This window comes from Shinella sp. 1A1 (assembly GCF_055379515.1).
Genome location: NZ_AP039672.1, coordinates 1,397,001 through 1,410,378, shown reverse-complemented (window position 1 = coordinate 1,410,378; position 13,378 = coordinate 1,397,001). Strand labels below are relative to the sequence as shown.

Below are 13,378 nucleotides of genomic sequence, written 5' to 3'. Positions count from 1 at the left end.
CTTTCTCGTTTCAGGCGGCCTTGCTGTGGGTGCGGGCGGACTGGTCGATATAGGCGTCGAAGGCCGCCGCGACGGCGCGGATGATGAAGCGATGGTCCTGCCGCACGGTGACCGTGCCGCCGCGGATGTCGACCGCCCCGTCCTGTTCGAGCGCCGCCAGCCGGCCATTTCCCTCGATAAGCGCCGCCGCATCGAAGCCGTGCCGGCCGGCGATGGTGCCGACATCGGCGCGGAAATCGCACATCAGCCGCTCGATGATCTCGGCGCGCAGCCGGTCCTCCGGCGTGATGCGGTAGCCCTTGACGGTCGCGAGCCGGCCGGAGGCGATGCGCTGGGCGTAGAGCCCCGGTGGCACCTCGTTCTGCACATAGCCTTCCGGCGTGCGGCCGATGGACGAGGCGCCGAAGCCGATCAGCGTCGTGCAGGCATCCGTCGTGTAGCCCTGGAAATTGCGATGCAGCCGGCCGCGCCTTGCCGCAAGCGCGAGGCTGTCGGCCGGCAGGGCGTAATGGTCGAGGCCGATGCGGACATAGCCGGCCGCGGCAAGCGTCTCGGCGATGGCCTCGGCCTGCTCGGCGCGCATCGCCGCATCCGGCAGGGCGCGCTCGTCGATCAGCCGCTGGTGCTTCTTGAAGGAGGGGATATGCGCGTAGCCGAAGACGGCGAAGCGCTCCGGCCGCATGGCGACCGCCGCCCGCGCCGTCTCGATGCAGGAGGCCACCGTCTGGTGCGGCAGGCCGTAGATGAGGTCGAAATTGATGCCGCCGATGCCGGCTTTGCGCAGCCGCTGAACGGCGTCCAGCGTCTGCGCCTCGCTCTGGATGCGGTTGATCGCCTTCTGCACGACGGGATCGAAGCTCTGCACGCCGAGGCTGGCGCGGGTGACGCCGGCTTCGCCGAGCGCATCGGCCATGTCGGGCGTCAGCGTGCGCGGGTCGATCTCCACGGCGATCTCCATGCCGGCCGTGAAGGCGAAGCGGGCACGCATCAGGCCGATCAGGTCGCGGAATTCCTCCGGCTGCATGATCGTCGGTGTGCCGCCGCCGAAATGGACGTGGCGAATCCTCGGCCGGTTGCCGACCCTGTCGGAGACGAGGCCGATCTCCTTTCGCAGCATGTCGATATAGTCGAGGATCGGCTCGTCGCGCTGGGTGATGGTGGTGTGACAGCCGCAGTACCAGCACATCGACCGGCAGAAGGGAATGTGCAGGTAGAGCGAGGCATCGGTGCCCGGCGCGATGCCGGAGAGCCAGTCGCCATAGGTGCCCGCGCCGACCGCCGGCGAGAAGGCGGGAGCCGTCGGATAGCTCGTATAGCGTGGCAGCCGCGCCTCGCCGTATTTTTCGATCAGGGCCTGTTGCATGGCGCTTTCCTTGTCCGGTTCATCGATTGACGAAAGCCTAGGAGCCGGCGCGCGGGGCTTCTTTGCGAAAAGCCAAGCAAGACGCCATCGCCCCGGCAAACCGGGAATTGTTTGCGCATGGTCAAAGTGGCGGGACGGGCGCGGCGCTAGCCTTGGCCGGTTCCGTTCGGGTCGGGCCGTGCCCTTGCGGAACGCAAACCGGAGCGGCCGGGACGGAACACCCGAACATGTCAGACCTTCAGGAAAAGCCCCTCATCGATGTCCGCACGGTCCCGCCGCGCGAGCGCCATCCGCGCATCTTCGGCATGCTCGGCGCGCTGCTTCCCGGCAAGTCGATGCTGATCACCAGCGACCACGATCCGCGCCCGCTGCATTACCAACTCGAGACGAATTTCCCCGGCCAGTTCGGCTGGGACTATCTGGAGCAGGGGCCGGAGGTCTGGCGCGTCGAGATCGACCGGCTGGAAGACGGCGGCTGCGACTGCTGCTGCGGCTCCGATCACTGAGCCTTCCGCGGCGAGGAGGAACCAAGATGCCGGGCGCCACGCTTTCCCGCTGGACCATGTCCTACTTCGCCGTCGCCTGCCTGATGCTCCTTGCGGGGCAGGGGCTGATGGCCTTGGGCTACGGCTATCCGGCCGCCGCCATCGGCGCGCCGGAAACGCTGGTCCTCGTCCATGTCCTCGCCATCGGCTGGCTGAGCCTGCTGATGGCGGGCGCGCTCCTGCAATTCGTGCCGGTGCTCATCGCCCGGCCGCTGGTCGGCGGCCGGTTCGCGGCCCCGGCGCTGGCGCTCGTCGCCGGCGGCCTCGGCCTGCTGGTCGCCGGCTTCGTCGCGCTTTCCGGCCTCGTCGACCTGCCGCTCCTTCTCCTGCCGGCCGGCGGCGGGCTGCTGCTCCTCGGTTTCGGCCTCGTCGTCGCCATCCTCGCGGCGACGCTCCACGCGGCGCGGCCCCTTCCGCTGCCCGCCCGCTTCGTCGCCCTGGGGCTCGCCGCGCTCACGGCGACGGTCCTCGTCGGCGCGGCCTTCACTCTCGCCCTTTCCGGCATCGTCGAGGCCGAGCCCGTCGCCCGGCTGGTCGCCGACGGCCTGGGGCTGCATGCGGCGCTCGGGCTCGGCGGCTGGCTCAGCATCACCGCCGTCGGCGTCAGCTATCGTCTCCTCGCCATGTTCCTGCTCGCGCCGGAAACCGAGCGGCGGACGAGCCATGCGGCCTGGTGGGCGACGGCACTGGCGACCGGCCTCATCGCGGCCTGCCTTCCGCTCGTGCTTCTCGCCCTTTCCGGCGCGGGCCTGCTCTTCGCCGCGGCGCTCCTCCTGTCGCTGGCAGCGGCGCTGCTCTATGGCGGCGATGTCCTGCATCTCTACCGCGCGCGCAGGCGCAAGCAGGCGGAGCTGAACATCCGCGCGACCTTTCCGGCCTTCGCCGCGCTCGCCGTCTGCGTCCTCCTCGTCAACATCCCCACCGTGCGGGAAGGGGACGGCGTCGCGGCGCTCGTCTATCTCTTCGTCTTCGGCTGGCTGACGGGGCTGGGGCTTGCCCAGCTCTACAAGATCGTCGCCTTCCTCACTTGGCTGGAAGCCTATGGGCCGGTTCTCGGCCGCGCGCCGGTGCCGCGGGTGCAGGATCTTGTCGAGGAGGGCCGCGCGCGTATTCTCTTCCTGATATACTACGGTGCGGTGGCCGCCGCCGCGCTGGCGCTTCTTATGGGTGCGGCGGGCGCCTTCCGCACCATCGTGTGCCTGCAGCTTCTCGCGACGCTGGCCCTGATGCGCGAATTCATCCGCACGCGCCGCCTCGCCATCGTGCCGGCGGCGCTGCGCGCGCCGGACGGCGCGGTGCGGCCGCACCTTTTCCTGCCCCTTTCCCTCTCAAGGAGATGACCGATGCCCGATGTTTTAACCGAGATCGCACCGAAAGTCCTCGACGTGCGGCCGATCCTCCAGAACGGCGGCGAGCCGTTCCAGGAGATCATGCAGGCGGTGCGGGAGCTCGCCCCGGGGCAGGGGCTGAAGCTCGTCGCCCCCTTCCGTCCGCAGCCGCTCTTCCGCGTCATGGAGGGCCGCGGCTTCGATCATGAGGCCCGCGAGATCGCGGACGGTCATTGGGAAGTGCTGTTCACGCCGCAGTCGGCCGCATCGGTCGAAACCTCGGCCGATGCCGGCAATCCCGAGACCTGGCCCGATCCCTCCCTCCATCTCGACCTCTCGGACCTCGATCCGCCGGAACCGATGGTGTGCCTCCTCGCTGCCGCGGAGAAGCTGGAGGCGGGCGAGGTGCTCTTCGCGCTGCTCTCGCGCGAGCCGGTGTTCCTGTTCCCCGAGCTCGTCAAGCGCGGCCACCAGTGGGCCGGCAATTTCGACGAGGCCGGCACCGCCTACCGCATCCTCGTGCGGGCCGGCCGGCCGAAGGGGTGAGCGCGATGGAAGACGAGGAAAAGGCCGCGCTCGCGGACGATATCCGCAATGCGCTGCGCATGATCATCGACCCGGAGATCGGCCGAAACATCGTCGATCTCGGCCTGATCTACGATGTCGCGGTGGAGGAGGGCGGCGTGGTCCGTATCACCATGACCACGACGACGCGTGGCTGCCCGGCGAGCGGTTATCTGAAGGAAGCGGTGGGCAATTGCGTCTGGCATGTGCCGGGCGTGGAATATGCCGAGGTGCATATGACCTACGAGCCGCCCTGGACGCCGGACATGATGGACGCATGAACGAGAGACGGCCCGGAGATATCCGGGCCGTTTTCGCCTTCAGAGCGGCGTGCGCCGCTTGCGCGCGAGGATCGGCGCAAATTCGAACGAGAAGAGGCCGAAGGCGATGATCCAGAGCAGGCCGGCGATGGCATAGATCGTGGCGCTCGCATCGGGCAGGATCTCGCCGAGCGGGCGCACCAGCGCGCAGAGGATCAAGGCCGCATAGGCGGCGATCGTCAGGCGCGAGGCCGTCAGCGCATGGCCGGTATGGCCGAGGCTCGCCCGCGTCATCACCGCCAGCATCATGCAGGCGACTCCGCCGACCGAAAGAAGATGCAACACCGATCGCTCCTCCAGGAGGCCGAGCGCGCTGACGCCGATGGCGGCAAGGCCGAGCGGGATGAAGGCATAGGCGGCGTGCAGCACGAGCAGCAGCTTTTCCGGCGCCACCGTCCATCCGCGCCAGCGGTAGAGGCGGACGGCATGCAGGAGGGCGGCGGCAGGGCCGAGCACCGCCGTGACGGGATGGTCCGGCGCGGCCGCCCAGGCGGCGAGCGCCGCCACGCCGGCGAGAATGGCGACGGTGTCGTAGCGGTTGTACGGCACGGGAAAATCCGTGCGGCCGAACTTGTTCAGCCAGTTGCGCGTGAAGCTCGGCACGATGCGGCCACCGACGATCATCACCAGCACGATATAGGCCGAAACGGCAAGGCGCAGCGCCATGTGGTCATGGCCGCCCGCGATCACCGCGACATGGAAGATGCCGTTGGCGAGCGACAGCGCCAGCAGGCCGCCCAGCACCTTCAGGTCCTTCCACTTGCGGCCCGCCACCACTTCGCGCGTGCAGATGGCGAGCAGCACGGGAAGGAACAGCCCGTCGATCACGGCGGCGGCCACCACGCCGATCCCGTCCGTGGCAAGCAGCGCGAGGCGTCCGGCGCACCAGAGGGCGAAGAGGCCGCCGAGCGGCCAGCCCGACACCGGCAGGCGCCCCGTCCAGTTCGGCACGGCCGTCAGCAGGAAGCCGGCGAGCACGGCGGAGGCAAAGCCGAAGAGCATTTCATGCGCATGCCAGTTGGCCGCGCCATAGCCGCCGGCAAGGTCGATCCGCCCGGAGATCGCCGCGATCCACAAGGCCATCGCCACGATGGCCCAGAGGCCGCCGCCGAGGAAGAAGGGCCGGAAACCGTAGGAAAACAGCACCGGCCCCGTGCGGGAAAGGCCGCGCGGGACGGCGCGGCTGACGCGCGCGGCGGGTTGGCTTGCAGTCATGATCGCTGCTCCTTTGCAAATGACCGGTCCCTTCTAGGGCAGGCGCGGTGCCGCTTCTTTGCGAGATGGCAAAGAGCAAATCGGCGCCTGCCAAAATGCCGCAGCAACCTGAAGGGGTAATTTGAGCCAACACAAAGAGGACGGCGCGAATGCTCCTAGAACAGAAGGGACAGGGCGATACACCGCCTCGTCCTTTGAAAAGGAGATAAGGCAATGACTGAGCAGCTTCAGATGACTCGCCGCACGATCCTGGGCGGAGCCGCCTTTGCGGGCGTCCTGACGCCGATCATTGCGGCCTCGATGGCGCATGCCGAGGGCGGCGCGGCGGAAGCCGGCAAGGCCGCACCGGCCGACATCGCCAGGCTGGAGCGGGTGAAGGTCGAGCTGGTCAAGCCGCCCTTCGTCCACGCCCATAGCCAGAAGGCCGAAGGCGGACCCAAGATCTACGAATTCACCATGACGATCGAGGAAAAGAAGATGATCCTCGACGACAAGGGCACGGAAGTCCATGCCATGACCTTCAACGGCTCGGTCCCCGGCCCGCTGATGGTGGTGCACCAGGGCGACTATGTCGAGCTGACGCTCATCAACCCAGAGACGAACGAGCTGCAGCACAATATCGACTTCCATTCGGCCACCGGCGCCCTCGGCGGCGGCGCGCTGACCGTGGTCAACCCGGGCGAGCGGACGGTGCTGCGCTTCAAGGCCACCAAGGCTGGCGTCTTCGTCTACCATTGCGCACCTCCCGGAATGGTGCCCTGGCACGTCACCTCGGGCATGAACGGCGCCATCATGGTGCTGCCGCGCGAGGGCCTGACGGACGGGCACGGCAAGGAGCTGACCTACGACCGCGTCTACTATGTCGGCGAGCAGGACTTCTACGTGCCCCGCGACGAAGCGGGGAACTACAAGAAGTACGACAGCGTCGGCGAGGCCTATGACGACACGCTGAAGGTCATGCGCACGCTGACCCCGAGCCACATCGTATTCAACGGCGCGGTCGGGGCCCTCACCGGCGAGAACGCCCTGAAGGCCGAAGTGGGCGAGAAGGTGCTGATCGTGCATTCGCAGGCCAACCGTGACACCCGTCCGCACCTTATCGGCGGCCATGGCGACTATGTCTGGTCGACCGGCAAGTTCCGCAACGTGCCGGATGTCGACCAGGAGACCTGGTTCATTCCGGGCGGCACGGCGGGCGCGGCCTTCTATACCTTCGAGCAGCCGGGCATCTACGCCTATGTCAACCACAACCTGATCGAAGCCTTCGAGCTCGGCGCGGCCGCGCATTTCACGGTCACGGGCGAGTGGAACGACGACCTGATGACCTCGGTCACGCCGCCGAACGGCGTCTGACGCTCCCCGGTGCGCCCGTCCTTCGGCGGGCGCATCCTTCCGGGCCGCCGCCGGCGGTCCGGTTCCCCATCGGCGCCGTCCCGGACGCCGAACGATCGTCCGGGCACGGTGCAAGGAGGCCATCATGGCTGCATTGACATCGGGCACATCCTGGACGTCGCTCACCCTTCCCGCCCTCTTGCTCGCTGCCCTCGCCGGGGCGCTCGCGGTCAAGACCGACCTCGTCGGCGGCGCGCCGGTTGGCCATGTGCTGGACGAGCCGCTGACGGTGGAGATCGCCCCGCGCAGCTTCACCTATCGCGAGAGCGGCGAGTTCTACCGCGCCGGCTATGCCGTCGACGGGCCGCAGAAGACCGTCACGGCAAGCCGTGCGCTCACCATCATGAAATACCAGGTCACGGCCGCCGATTACGGGCGCTGCGTGGCGGACGGCGCCTGCGCGGCGGCCGAGCCCGGCTTCGCCCCGAAGGACGCCGCCGACACGCCCGCGACCGGCGTCAGCTATGACGACGCGGCCGCCTATGCCGCCTGGCTCAGCGCGCGCACCGGCGAGATCTGGACGCTGCCGAGCGACCGGGACCTCGCCTTCGCCGCCGGGGAACGCTTCCCCGACGATGCGCTTGGCGTCGATATCGACAGCACCAATCCGGCGGACCGCTGGCTGGCGGACTATCGCCGCGAGACGGCGCGCAAGGCCTCGCGCGATCCCGTTCCCCAGCCGCTCGGCCGCTTCGGCGAGAACGAATACGGCCTTGCCGATTTCGCCGGCAATGTCTGGGAATGGACGGCGACCTGCAACCGCCGCGTCAATCTCGACAAAGCGGGCGAGGTGCTGAACGACACCTCCTCCTGCGGCATCTATGTCGCCAGCGGCAAGCACCGCGCGGCGATGAGTTCCTTCGTGCGCAATCCCAAGGGCGGCGGCTGCGCCGTCGGCGTGCCGCCGGACAATGTGGGGTTCCGGCTCGTCAAGGATACCCGCTGGTACGCGCCGCTCCTCGCCGCATTCCGGGCGCGCGGCATCCCGCTCTGAACTTCCGGCGGGCGGCAAGGCGTGATAGAAGCCGGTAACCTTCACGCCGATGACGGCACGCGAGAGGAACGCGACCTTGAAAATCGACCGGACCGTCGTCCGCTCGCTCGCCCTATTCGAGAGGATGAGCGACGAGGATCTCGACAGGCTTCTCGCCCATGCGACCGCGCGCCGCGTGGCGCAGGGCGATGCCGTCTTCGAGCAGGGCCAGCAGGCGGCGAGCTTCTTCCTCCTCCTGCATGGCCGGCTCAAGGTGACGCAGGTGACGGAGGACGGCCAGCAGATCATCGTGCGCGTCGTCCATCCCGGCGATCTCTTCGGCTTCGCCAAGGCCCTGCAGCGGGCGGACTATCCCGGCACCGCGCGGGCGGCGACGGAAAGCGTGATCCTCGGCTGGCCGACGGACCTCTGGCCGCATTTCGTCGAGCAGAATCCCCGCCTTGCCGTCACCGCCATGCAGACGATCGGCCAGCGGCTGGAAGAGGCCCATACCCGCATCCGCGAAATGTCGACGCAGGAGGTGGAGCGCCGCGTCGCCCATGCCGTGCTGCGGCTCTCGCAACAGGCCGGGAGGAAGGAAGCGGATGGCGTGCGCATCGATTTCCCGATCTCGCGGCAGGACATCGCCGAGATGACCGGCACGACGCTGCACACCGTTTCGCGCATCCTGAGCGCCTGGGAGTCCCGCGGCCTCGTCGAGGGCGGCCGGCAGAAATTGCTGATCCGTGATCTGCCCGGCCTTTCATCGCTTGCCGACGGCGCGCGCGACTGAATTGCCCCGATGCGGGTGTATCAAGCTTAAAATTATCGAAGCACATCCGGTTGTGATGCTCTTGCATGGCAATTTAGTAAATCTGTAAACATCAGATCGTTGTATTTTTGCAAATATATCGACAGTTGATATTTATCAATTATAGCAAGACGATGCCGTATAATTGATTATACTTCCTTTTCCGCCTGCGAGTGCTATACTTTACTCAGTGCTCTTGTCGCGGAGGAACGAGGCTTGTCCGAAGTCACGACAGAACATCTGTCGCCGGAGGCTGGAAAGCCGAGCCGGCGCCGTGAATTGATCACCTTCTTCATTCTTGCCTTCGGCATCTGGCCCATCGTCGCGGTGGGGGTGGTCGGCGGCTACGGCTTCCTCGTCTGGATGTTCCAGATCGTCTACGGGCCGCCCGGCCCGCCCGGGCACTGAGGAGCGTCGCGATGAAGCGGGAGGCCTTGTCGAGACGCGATTTCCTGAGCGGCGGGAAGCGGAGCGAAGCCGCCTGCATCCGGCCGCCCGGCATCGTGGAAGACGCGCTTGCTGCCTGCACCGGCTGCGGCCAATGCGTCGAGCATTGTCCGGCCAGCATTATCAGCCTGGCCGATGGCCTGCCGGCGCTCGATTTCACTCTCGGCGAATGCACCTTCTGCGGCGCCTGCGCGGAGCACTGTCCCGAGCCGGTCTTCACGACCGGCCATATTCACCGCTTCGACCACACCGTTTCCTTCGCCGCCACCTGCCTGTCGTTCCAGCGGATCGACTGTCAGGCCTGTCGCGACGTCTGTCCGACGGCGGCGATCCGCTTCCGCCCGGTGCGCGGCGGGCCTTTCGTGCCGGACCTTCTCGCGAGCGCCTGCACCGGCTGCGGCGCCTGCATTTCCGTCTGTCCCGTCGGTGCGGTCGCAGCCGTGCCGCTGAATGCGGAGGCCGTCCATGCCTGAGGCGCGGCGCCATCACATTTCGAGCGCGGTGATCGCCGCCAAGCCCGGCTGCCTCGACAGCGTCCTTGCGGCCCTTGCGGGCTTCGAGAATGTCGAGGTGCACGGCGCGGACAAGGGCAAGATCGTCGTGGTGATCGAAGGGCCGAGCACCGGCGTACTCGGCGATACGCTCATGCGCATCTCCCTCATCGACGGCGTGATCGCCGCCAACATGGTTTTCGAACAGATCTATACGGAAGAGGACGAGGCCGATGGGCAGCGAACTGACGCGGCGTGACATCCTGAAGGCGCAGGCGGCGGGTGTCGCGGCAGCAGCAGCCGGCATCGCGCTGCCCGCCGCCGCCCAGCCCGTGCCGGGCGGCGTGAGCGCGCTGGAGATCAAGTGGGACAAGGCGCCCTGCCGCTTCTGCGGCACGGGCTGCGGCGTCATGGTGGGCGTCAAGGAAGGCAAGGTCGTCGCCACGCATGGCGACATGCAGGCCGAGGTCAACCGTGGCCTCAATTGCATCAAGGGGTACTTCCTCTCCAAGATCATGTATGGCGCCGACCGCCTGACGACGCCGCTCCTGCGCAAGCGGAACGGCGCCTATGCCAAGGACGGCGAGTTCGAGCCCATCACCTGGGAAGAGGCCTTCGACGTGATGGCCGAACAGGCCAAGAAGGTGCTGAAGGAGAAGGGTCCGACCGCGCTCGGCATGTTCGGCTCCGGCCAGTGGACGATCTTCGAGGGCTATGCTGCGACCAAGCTGATGCGCGCCGGCTTCCGCTCGAACAATCTCGATCCGAACGCCCGCCATTGCATGGCCTCGGCCGCCTACGCCTTCATGCGCACCTTCGGCATGGACGAGCCGATGGGCTGCTATGACGATTTCGAGCATGCCGACGCCTTCGTGCTCTGGGGCTCGAACATGGCGGAGATGCACCCGATCCTCTGGACACGCATCGCCGACCGGCGGCTCGGCAACGAGCATGTGCGCGTGGCGGTGCTCTCCACCTTCACCCATCGCAGCATGGACCTTGCGGATATCCCCATGGTCTTCAAGCCGGGCACCGACCTCGTCATCCTCAACTACATCGCCAATCACATCATCCAGTCCGGCCGGGTGAACGAGGATTTCGTCAAGAACCACACGAAATTCGTGCGCGGCGTCACCGATATCGGCTACGGCCTCAGGCCCGACGATCCGAAGGAAACGAAGGCGGCGAATGCCGCCGATCCCGCCAGGACCGAAGCGATCGACTTCGAGGCCTTCAAGGCGCATGTCGCCGAATACACGCTGGAAAAGGCCGTTGAGATGACCGGCGTCGAGGCCGGCTTCCTCAAGCAGCTCGCCGAGCTCTATGCCGACCCGGACCGCAAGGTCATGTCGCTCTGGACCATGGGCTTCAACCAGCATGTGCGCGGCGTCTGGGCGAACCAGATGGTCTATAACCTGCATCTTCTGACAGGCAAGATTTCCGAGCCCGGCAACAGTCCGTTCTCGCTGACCGGCCAGCCGTCCGCCTGCGGCACGGCGCGCGAGGTCGGCACCTTCGCCCATCGCCTGCCGGCCGACATGACCGTGACGAACCCGGAGCATCGCAAGCATGCGGAGGAAATCTGGCGCATCCCGCATGGCATCATTCCGGAAAAACCGGGCTATCACGCGGTTGAGCAGGACCGGATGCTGAAGGACGGCAAGCTCAATTTCTACTGGGTGCAGGTCAACAACAACGTCCAGGCCGGGCCCAACACCGCGAACGAGACCTATCAGGGTTATCGCAACCCGGAGAATTTCATCGTCGTCTCGGATGCCTATCCGACGATCACGGCGATGAGCGCCGACCTCGTGCTGCCGGCGGCCATGTGGGTGGAGAAGGAAGGGGCCTATGGCAATGCCGAGCGGCGCACCCATGTCTGGCACCAGCTCGTGCAGGCGCCCGGCGAGGCGCGCTCCGATCTCTGGCAGCTCGTCGAGTTCTCCAAGCGCTTCACCACGGACGAGGTCTGGCCGGCGGAGATTCTCGCCGCCAATCCCCAATACAAGGGCAAGACGCTCTATCAGGTGCTCTATGCCGAAAGCGACGTCGCGAAATTCCCCATCGACGAGGTGAAGCCGGACCACGACAACAACGAGGCGCAGCATTTCGGCTTCTACATTCAGAAGGGTCTCTTCGAGGAATATGCCACCTTCGGCCGCGGCCATGGCCATGACCTTGCGCCCTATGACACCTATCACGAGGTCCGCGGCCTGCGCTGGCCCGTCGTCGACGGCAAGGAAACGCTGTGGCGCTACCGCGAGGGTTACGACCCCTATGTGAAACCTGGCGAAGGGGTGAAGTTCTACGGCAACAAGGACGGCAAGGCGGCGATCATCGCCGTGCCCTACGAACCGCCGGCCGAATCCCCGGATGACGAATACGACACCTGGCTCGTCACCGGCCGCGTGCTGGAGCATTGGCATTCCGGCTCGATGACCATGCGTGTGCCGGAGCTCTTCAAGGCCTTCCCCGGCGCGCGCTGCTTCATGAATGCGGACGATGCCCGCAAGCGCGGCCTCAACCAGGGCTCCGAGATACGCATCGTCTCGCGGCGTGGCGAGATCCGCTCGCGCGTCGAGACGCGCGGGCGCAACCGCATGCCGCCCGGCGTGATCTTCGTGCCGTGGTTCGATGCCAGCCAGCTCATCAACAAGGTCACGCTCGACGCCACCGATCCCATCTCGAAACAGACGGATTTCAAGAAATGCGCAGTCAAGATCGAACCCGTCGCCTGACCCCTTCCCCAGGGTGGGTTTTCGCTGCCATCGGCGCAGCCGTCATCGCCACGAGCGCCATGGCGCAGATGGTGCCGCAGCTGTCCGGCCCGGATGGCGACAAGATGCAGACCCTTCCGGCCGATCCGCTGCCGAAATGGGTCATCGACGATGTCCGGCGCATGCGCGCCTATCCCGAGCAGCCGCCGATCATCCCCCATTCGATTGACGGCTACCAGCTCTCGGTCAATGCCAACCGCTGTCTCTCCTGCCACAAGCGCGAGTTCTCGCAGGATGCCGGTGCGCCGATGATCAGCATCACCCATTACATGACCCGCGAGGGTCAGATGCTCGCCGACGTCTCGCCGCGCCGCTATTTCTGCACCGCCTGCCATGTGCCGCAGGCCGACCGCAAGCCGCTCGTCGGCAACACGTTCAAGGACATGAGCGAGCTGGGTGTCACGCAGGCGGGAAGTGAATGATGATGGCGCGCATCAAGGCAATCCTGCTCTGGGTATGGACCCTTTTGACGACGCCGGCGGCAACGCTCAGCCTCGCCTTCCTGACACTCGGCGGTTTCGTCGGCGGCGTCATGTTCTGGGGCGCATTCAACACGGCGTTGGAACTGACCAACACGGAAAAGTTCTGCACCTCCTGTCACGAGATGCGGGACAATGTCTATCAGGAGCTGACTAACACGGTGCACTTCACCAACCGCTCCGGGGTGCGCGCTTCCTGTCCGGATTGTCATGTGCCACACCAGTGGACCGATAAGATCGCCCGCAAGATGCAGGCGTCCAAGGAGGTCTGGGGCAAGATCTTCGGAACGATCAACACGCGCGAGAAATTCCTCGACAAGCGCCTGGAGCTTGCCAAGCACGAATGGGCGCGCCTCAAGGCGAATGACAGCCTTGAATGCCGCAACTGTCATTCCGCCGTCGCGATGGATTTCACCAAGCAGACCCAGCGCGCCGCCGACATCCACGCGAAATATCTGCTGACCGGCAAGGCGACCTGTATCGACTGCCACAAGGGGATCGCGCACGAGCTTCCCAACATGGAAGGGGTCGATCCCGGCTGGAAGATGCCGAAGGACCTCGAGGGCCGGGAACTGCCGGCCGCCTCGAACGATGCCATTGGCGATCTGCGCCGCGCCGTCGCCAGCGCGCATGGCATGATGACGTATTGAAGGTCGCCTCGGAGATGGCGGAA

At 66.5% G+C, this 13,378-nt stretch carries 15 protein-coding genes; 13 read left to right on the top strand and 2 right to left on the bottom strand.

Features of this window, described 5'->3' with window-relative positions; all coding sequences use genetic code 11:
• Window positions 1-10: 10 nt before the first annotated feature.
• Window positions 11-1,363 (bottom strand): oxygen-independent coproporphyrinogen III oxidase, encoded by a 1,353-nt coding sequence (gene hemN / locus ACZ48C_RS23315; RefSeq protein WP_464783140.1) that lies wholly within the window; start codon window positions 1,361-1,363, stop codon window positions 11-13.
• Window positions 1,364-1,590: 227 nt separating this feature from the next.
• Here hemN and ACZ48C_RS23310 point away from each other — a divergent pair, with 227 nt between their 5' ends.
• Genes ACZ48C_RS23310 through ACZ48C_RS23295 form a run of 4 tightly spaced genes read left to right on the top strand, consistent with a single transcriptional unit; the run spans window position 1,591 to window position 4,081 of the window.
• Window positions 1,591-1,869, top strand: a complete 279-nt coding sequence (locus tag ACZ48C_RS23310; protein ID WP_119255378.1) for a DUF2249 domain-containing protein — start codon at window positions 1,591-1,593, stop codon at window positions 1,867-1,869.
• 26 nt (window positions 1,870-1,895) lie between these two features.
• Window positions 1,896-3,248, top strand: coding sequence for a hypothetical protein (locus ACZ48C_RS23305; protein ID WP_464783139.1), 1,353 nt, complete (start codon window positions 1,896-1,898; stop codon window positions 3,246-3,248).
• 3 nt (window positions 3,249-3,251) lie between these two features.
• Window positions 3,252-3,782, top strand: coding sequence for a DUF2249 domain-containing protein (locus ACZ48C_RS23300; RefSeq protein WP_464783138.1), 531 nt, complete (start codon window positions 3,252-3,254; stop codon window positions 3,780-3,782).
• 5 nt (window positions 3,783-3,787) lie between these two features.
• Window positions 3,788-4,081 carry a metal-sulfur cluster assembly factor gene (locus ACZ48C_RS23295; RefSeq protein WP_119255375.1) on the top strand — a complete coding sequence of 98 codons (294 nt, stop codon included), beginning with the start codon at window positions 3,788-3,790 and terminating at the stop codon, window positions 4,079-4,081.
• Between the two features lie 39 nt (window positions 4,082-4,120).
• On the opposite strand, the gene ACZ48C_RS23290 is transcribed toward ACZ48C_RS23295, so the two are convergent.
• Window positions 4,121-5,335, bottom strand: coding sequence for an NnrS family protein (locus tag ACZ48C_RS23290; RefSeq protein ID WP_464783137.1), 1,215 nt, complete (start codon window positions 5,333-5,335; stop codon window positions 4,121-4,123).
• 213 nt (window positions 5,336-5,548) lie between these two features.
• Here ACZ48C_RS23290 and nirK point away from each other — a divergent pair, with 213 nt between their 5' ends.
• The 9 genes from nirK (at window position 5,549) to ACZ48C_RS23245 (ending at window position 13,355) form a co-directional block, all read left to right on the top strand.
• A complete protein-coding gene (gene nirK / locus ACZ48C_RS23285; RefSeq protein WP_318913144.1) occupies window positions 5,549-6,688 on the top strand; it encodes a copper-containing nitrite reductase in 1,140 nt (379 codons plus the stop codon).
• A 124-nt stretch (window positions 6,689-6,812) separates the two neighbouring features.
• A complete protein-coding gene (locus tag ACZ48C_RS23280; RefSeq protein WP_464783136.1) occupies window positions 6,813-7,721 on the top strand; it encodes an SUMF1/EgtB/PvdO family nonheme iron enzyme in 909 nt (302 codons plus the stop codon).
• 76 nt (window positions 7,722-7,797) lie between these two features.
• Window positions 7,798-8,493 carry a Crp/Fnr family transcriptional regulator gene (locus ACZ48C_RS23275; RefSeq protein WP_119255371.1) on the top strand — a complete coding sequence of 232 codons (696 nt, stop codon included), beginning with the start codon at window positions 7,798-7,800 and terminating at the stop codon, window positions 8,491-8,493.
• 258 nt (window positions 8,494-8,751) lie between these two features.
• A complete protein-coding gene (gene napE / locus ACZ48C_RS23270; RefSeq protein WP_413251205.1) occupies window positions 8,752-8,919 on the top strand; it encodes a periplasmic nitrate reductase, NapE protein in 168 nt (55 codons plus the stop codon).
• Between the two features lie 11 nt (window positions 8,920-8,930).
• Window positions 8,931-9,431 carry a ferredoxin-type protein NapF gene (napF, locus tag ACZ48C_RS23265; protein ID WP_464783135.1) on the top strand — a complete coding sequence of 167 codons (501 nt, stop codon included), beginning with the start codon at window positions 8,931-8,933 and terminating at the stop codon, window positions 9,429-9,431.
• Window positions 9,424-9,708, top strand: coding sequence for a chaperone NapD (locus tag ACZ48C_RS23260; RefSeq protein WP_464783134.1), 285 nt, complete (start codon window positions 9,424-9,426; stop codon window positions 9,706-9,708). The genes napF and ACZ48C_RS23260 overlap by 8 nt, the downstream gene beginning before the upstream one ends.
• On the top strand, window positions 9,683-12,187 hold the full coding sequence (napA, locus tag ACZ48C_RS23255; RefSeq protein ID WP_464783133.1) for a periplasmic nitrate reductase subunit alpha: 2,505 nt from the start codon (window positions 9,683-9,685) through the stop codon (window positions 12,185-12,187). The genes ACZ48C_RS23260 and napA overlap by 26 nt, the downstream gene beginning before the upstream one ends.
• Window positions 12,157-12,648 carry a nitrate reductase cytochrome c-type subunit gene (locus ACZ48C_RS23250; protein ID WP_119255367.1) on the top strand — a complete coding sequence of 164 codons (492 nt, stop codon included), beginning with the start codon at window positions 12,157-12,159 and terminating at the stop codon, window positions 12,646-12,648. Before napA ends, ACZ48C_RS23250 begins: the two co-directional genes overlap by 31 nt.
• Window positions 12,649-12,650: 2 nt before the next feature.
• On the top strand, window positions 12,651-13,355 hold the full coding sequence (locus tag ACZ48C_RS23245) for a cytochrome c3 family protein (protein WP_119255366.1): 705 nt from the start codon (window positions 12,651-12,653) through the stop codon (window positions 13,353-13,355).
• Window positions 13,356-13,378 lie beyond the last annotated feature (23 nt).

What these genes read in the sequence shown, in the direction of transcription:
- ACZ48C_RS23245 (WP_119255366.1), top strand. Translation starts at nt 12,651, where the DNA reads ATGGCGCGCATCAAGGCAATCCTGCTCTGGGTATGGACCCTTTTGACG.
- ACZ48C_RS23280 (WP_464783136.1), top strand. Translation starts at nt 6,813, where the DNA reads ATGGCTGCATTGACATCGGGCACATCCTGGACGTCGCTCACCCTTCCC.
- nirK (WP_318913144.1), top strand. Translation starts at nt 5,549, where the DNA reads ATGACTGAGCAGCTTCAGATGACTCGCCGCACGATCCTGGGCGGAGCC.
- ACZ48C_RS23250 (WP_119255367.1), top strand. Translation starts at nt 12,157, where the DNA reads ATGCGCAGTCAAGATCGAACCCGTCGCCTGACCCCTTCCCCAGGGTGG.
- ACZ48C_RS23310 (WP_119255378.1), top strand. Translation starts at nt 1,591, where the DNA reads ATGTCAGACCTTCAGGAAAAGCCCCTCATCGATGTCCGCACGGTCCCG.
- ACZ48C_RS23300 (WP_464783138.1), top strand. Translation starts at nt 3,252, where the DNA reads ATGCCCGATGTTTTAACCGAGATCGCACCGAAAGTCCTCGACGTGCGG.
- hemN (WP_464783140.1), bottom strand. Translation starts at nt 1,363, where the DNA reads ATGCAACAGGCCCTGATCGAAAAATACGGCGAGGCGCGGCTGCCACGC.
- napA (WP_464783133.1), top strand. Translation starts at nt 9,683, where the DNA reads ATGGGCAGCGAACTGACGCGGCGTGACATCCTGAAGGCGCAGGCGGCG.
- ACZ48C_RS23305 (WP_464783139.1), top strand. Translation starts at nt 1,896, where the DNA reads ATGCCGGGCGCCACGCTTTCCCGCTGGACCATGTCCTACTTCGCCGTC.
- ACZ48C_RS23295 (WP_119255375.1), top strand. Translation starts at nt 3,788, where the DNA reads ATGGAAGACGAGGAAAAGGCCGCGCTCGCGGACGATATCCGCAATGCG.
- ACZ48C_RS23290 (WP_464783137.1), bottom strand. Translation starts at nt 5,335, where the DNA reads ATGACTGCAAGCCAACCCGCCGCGCGCGTCAGCCGCGCCGTCCCGCGC.
- napF (WP_464783135.1), top strand. Translation starts at nt 8,931, where the DNA reads ATGAAGCGGGAGGCCTTGTCGAGACGCGATTTCCTGAGCGGCGGGAAG.
- ACZ48C_RS23260 (WP_464783134.1), top strand. Translation starts at nt 9,424, where the DNA reads ATGCCTGAGGCGCGGCGCCATCACATTTCGAGCGCGGTGATCGCCGCC.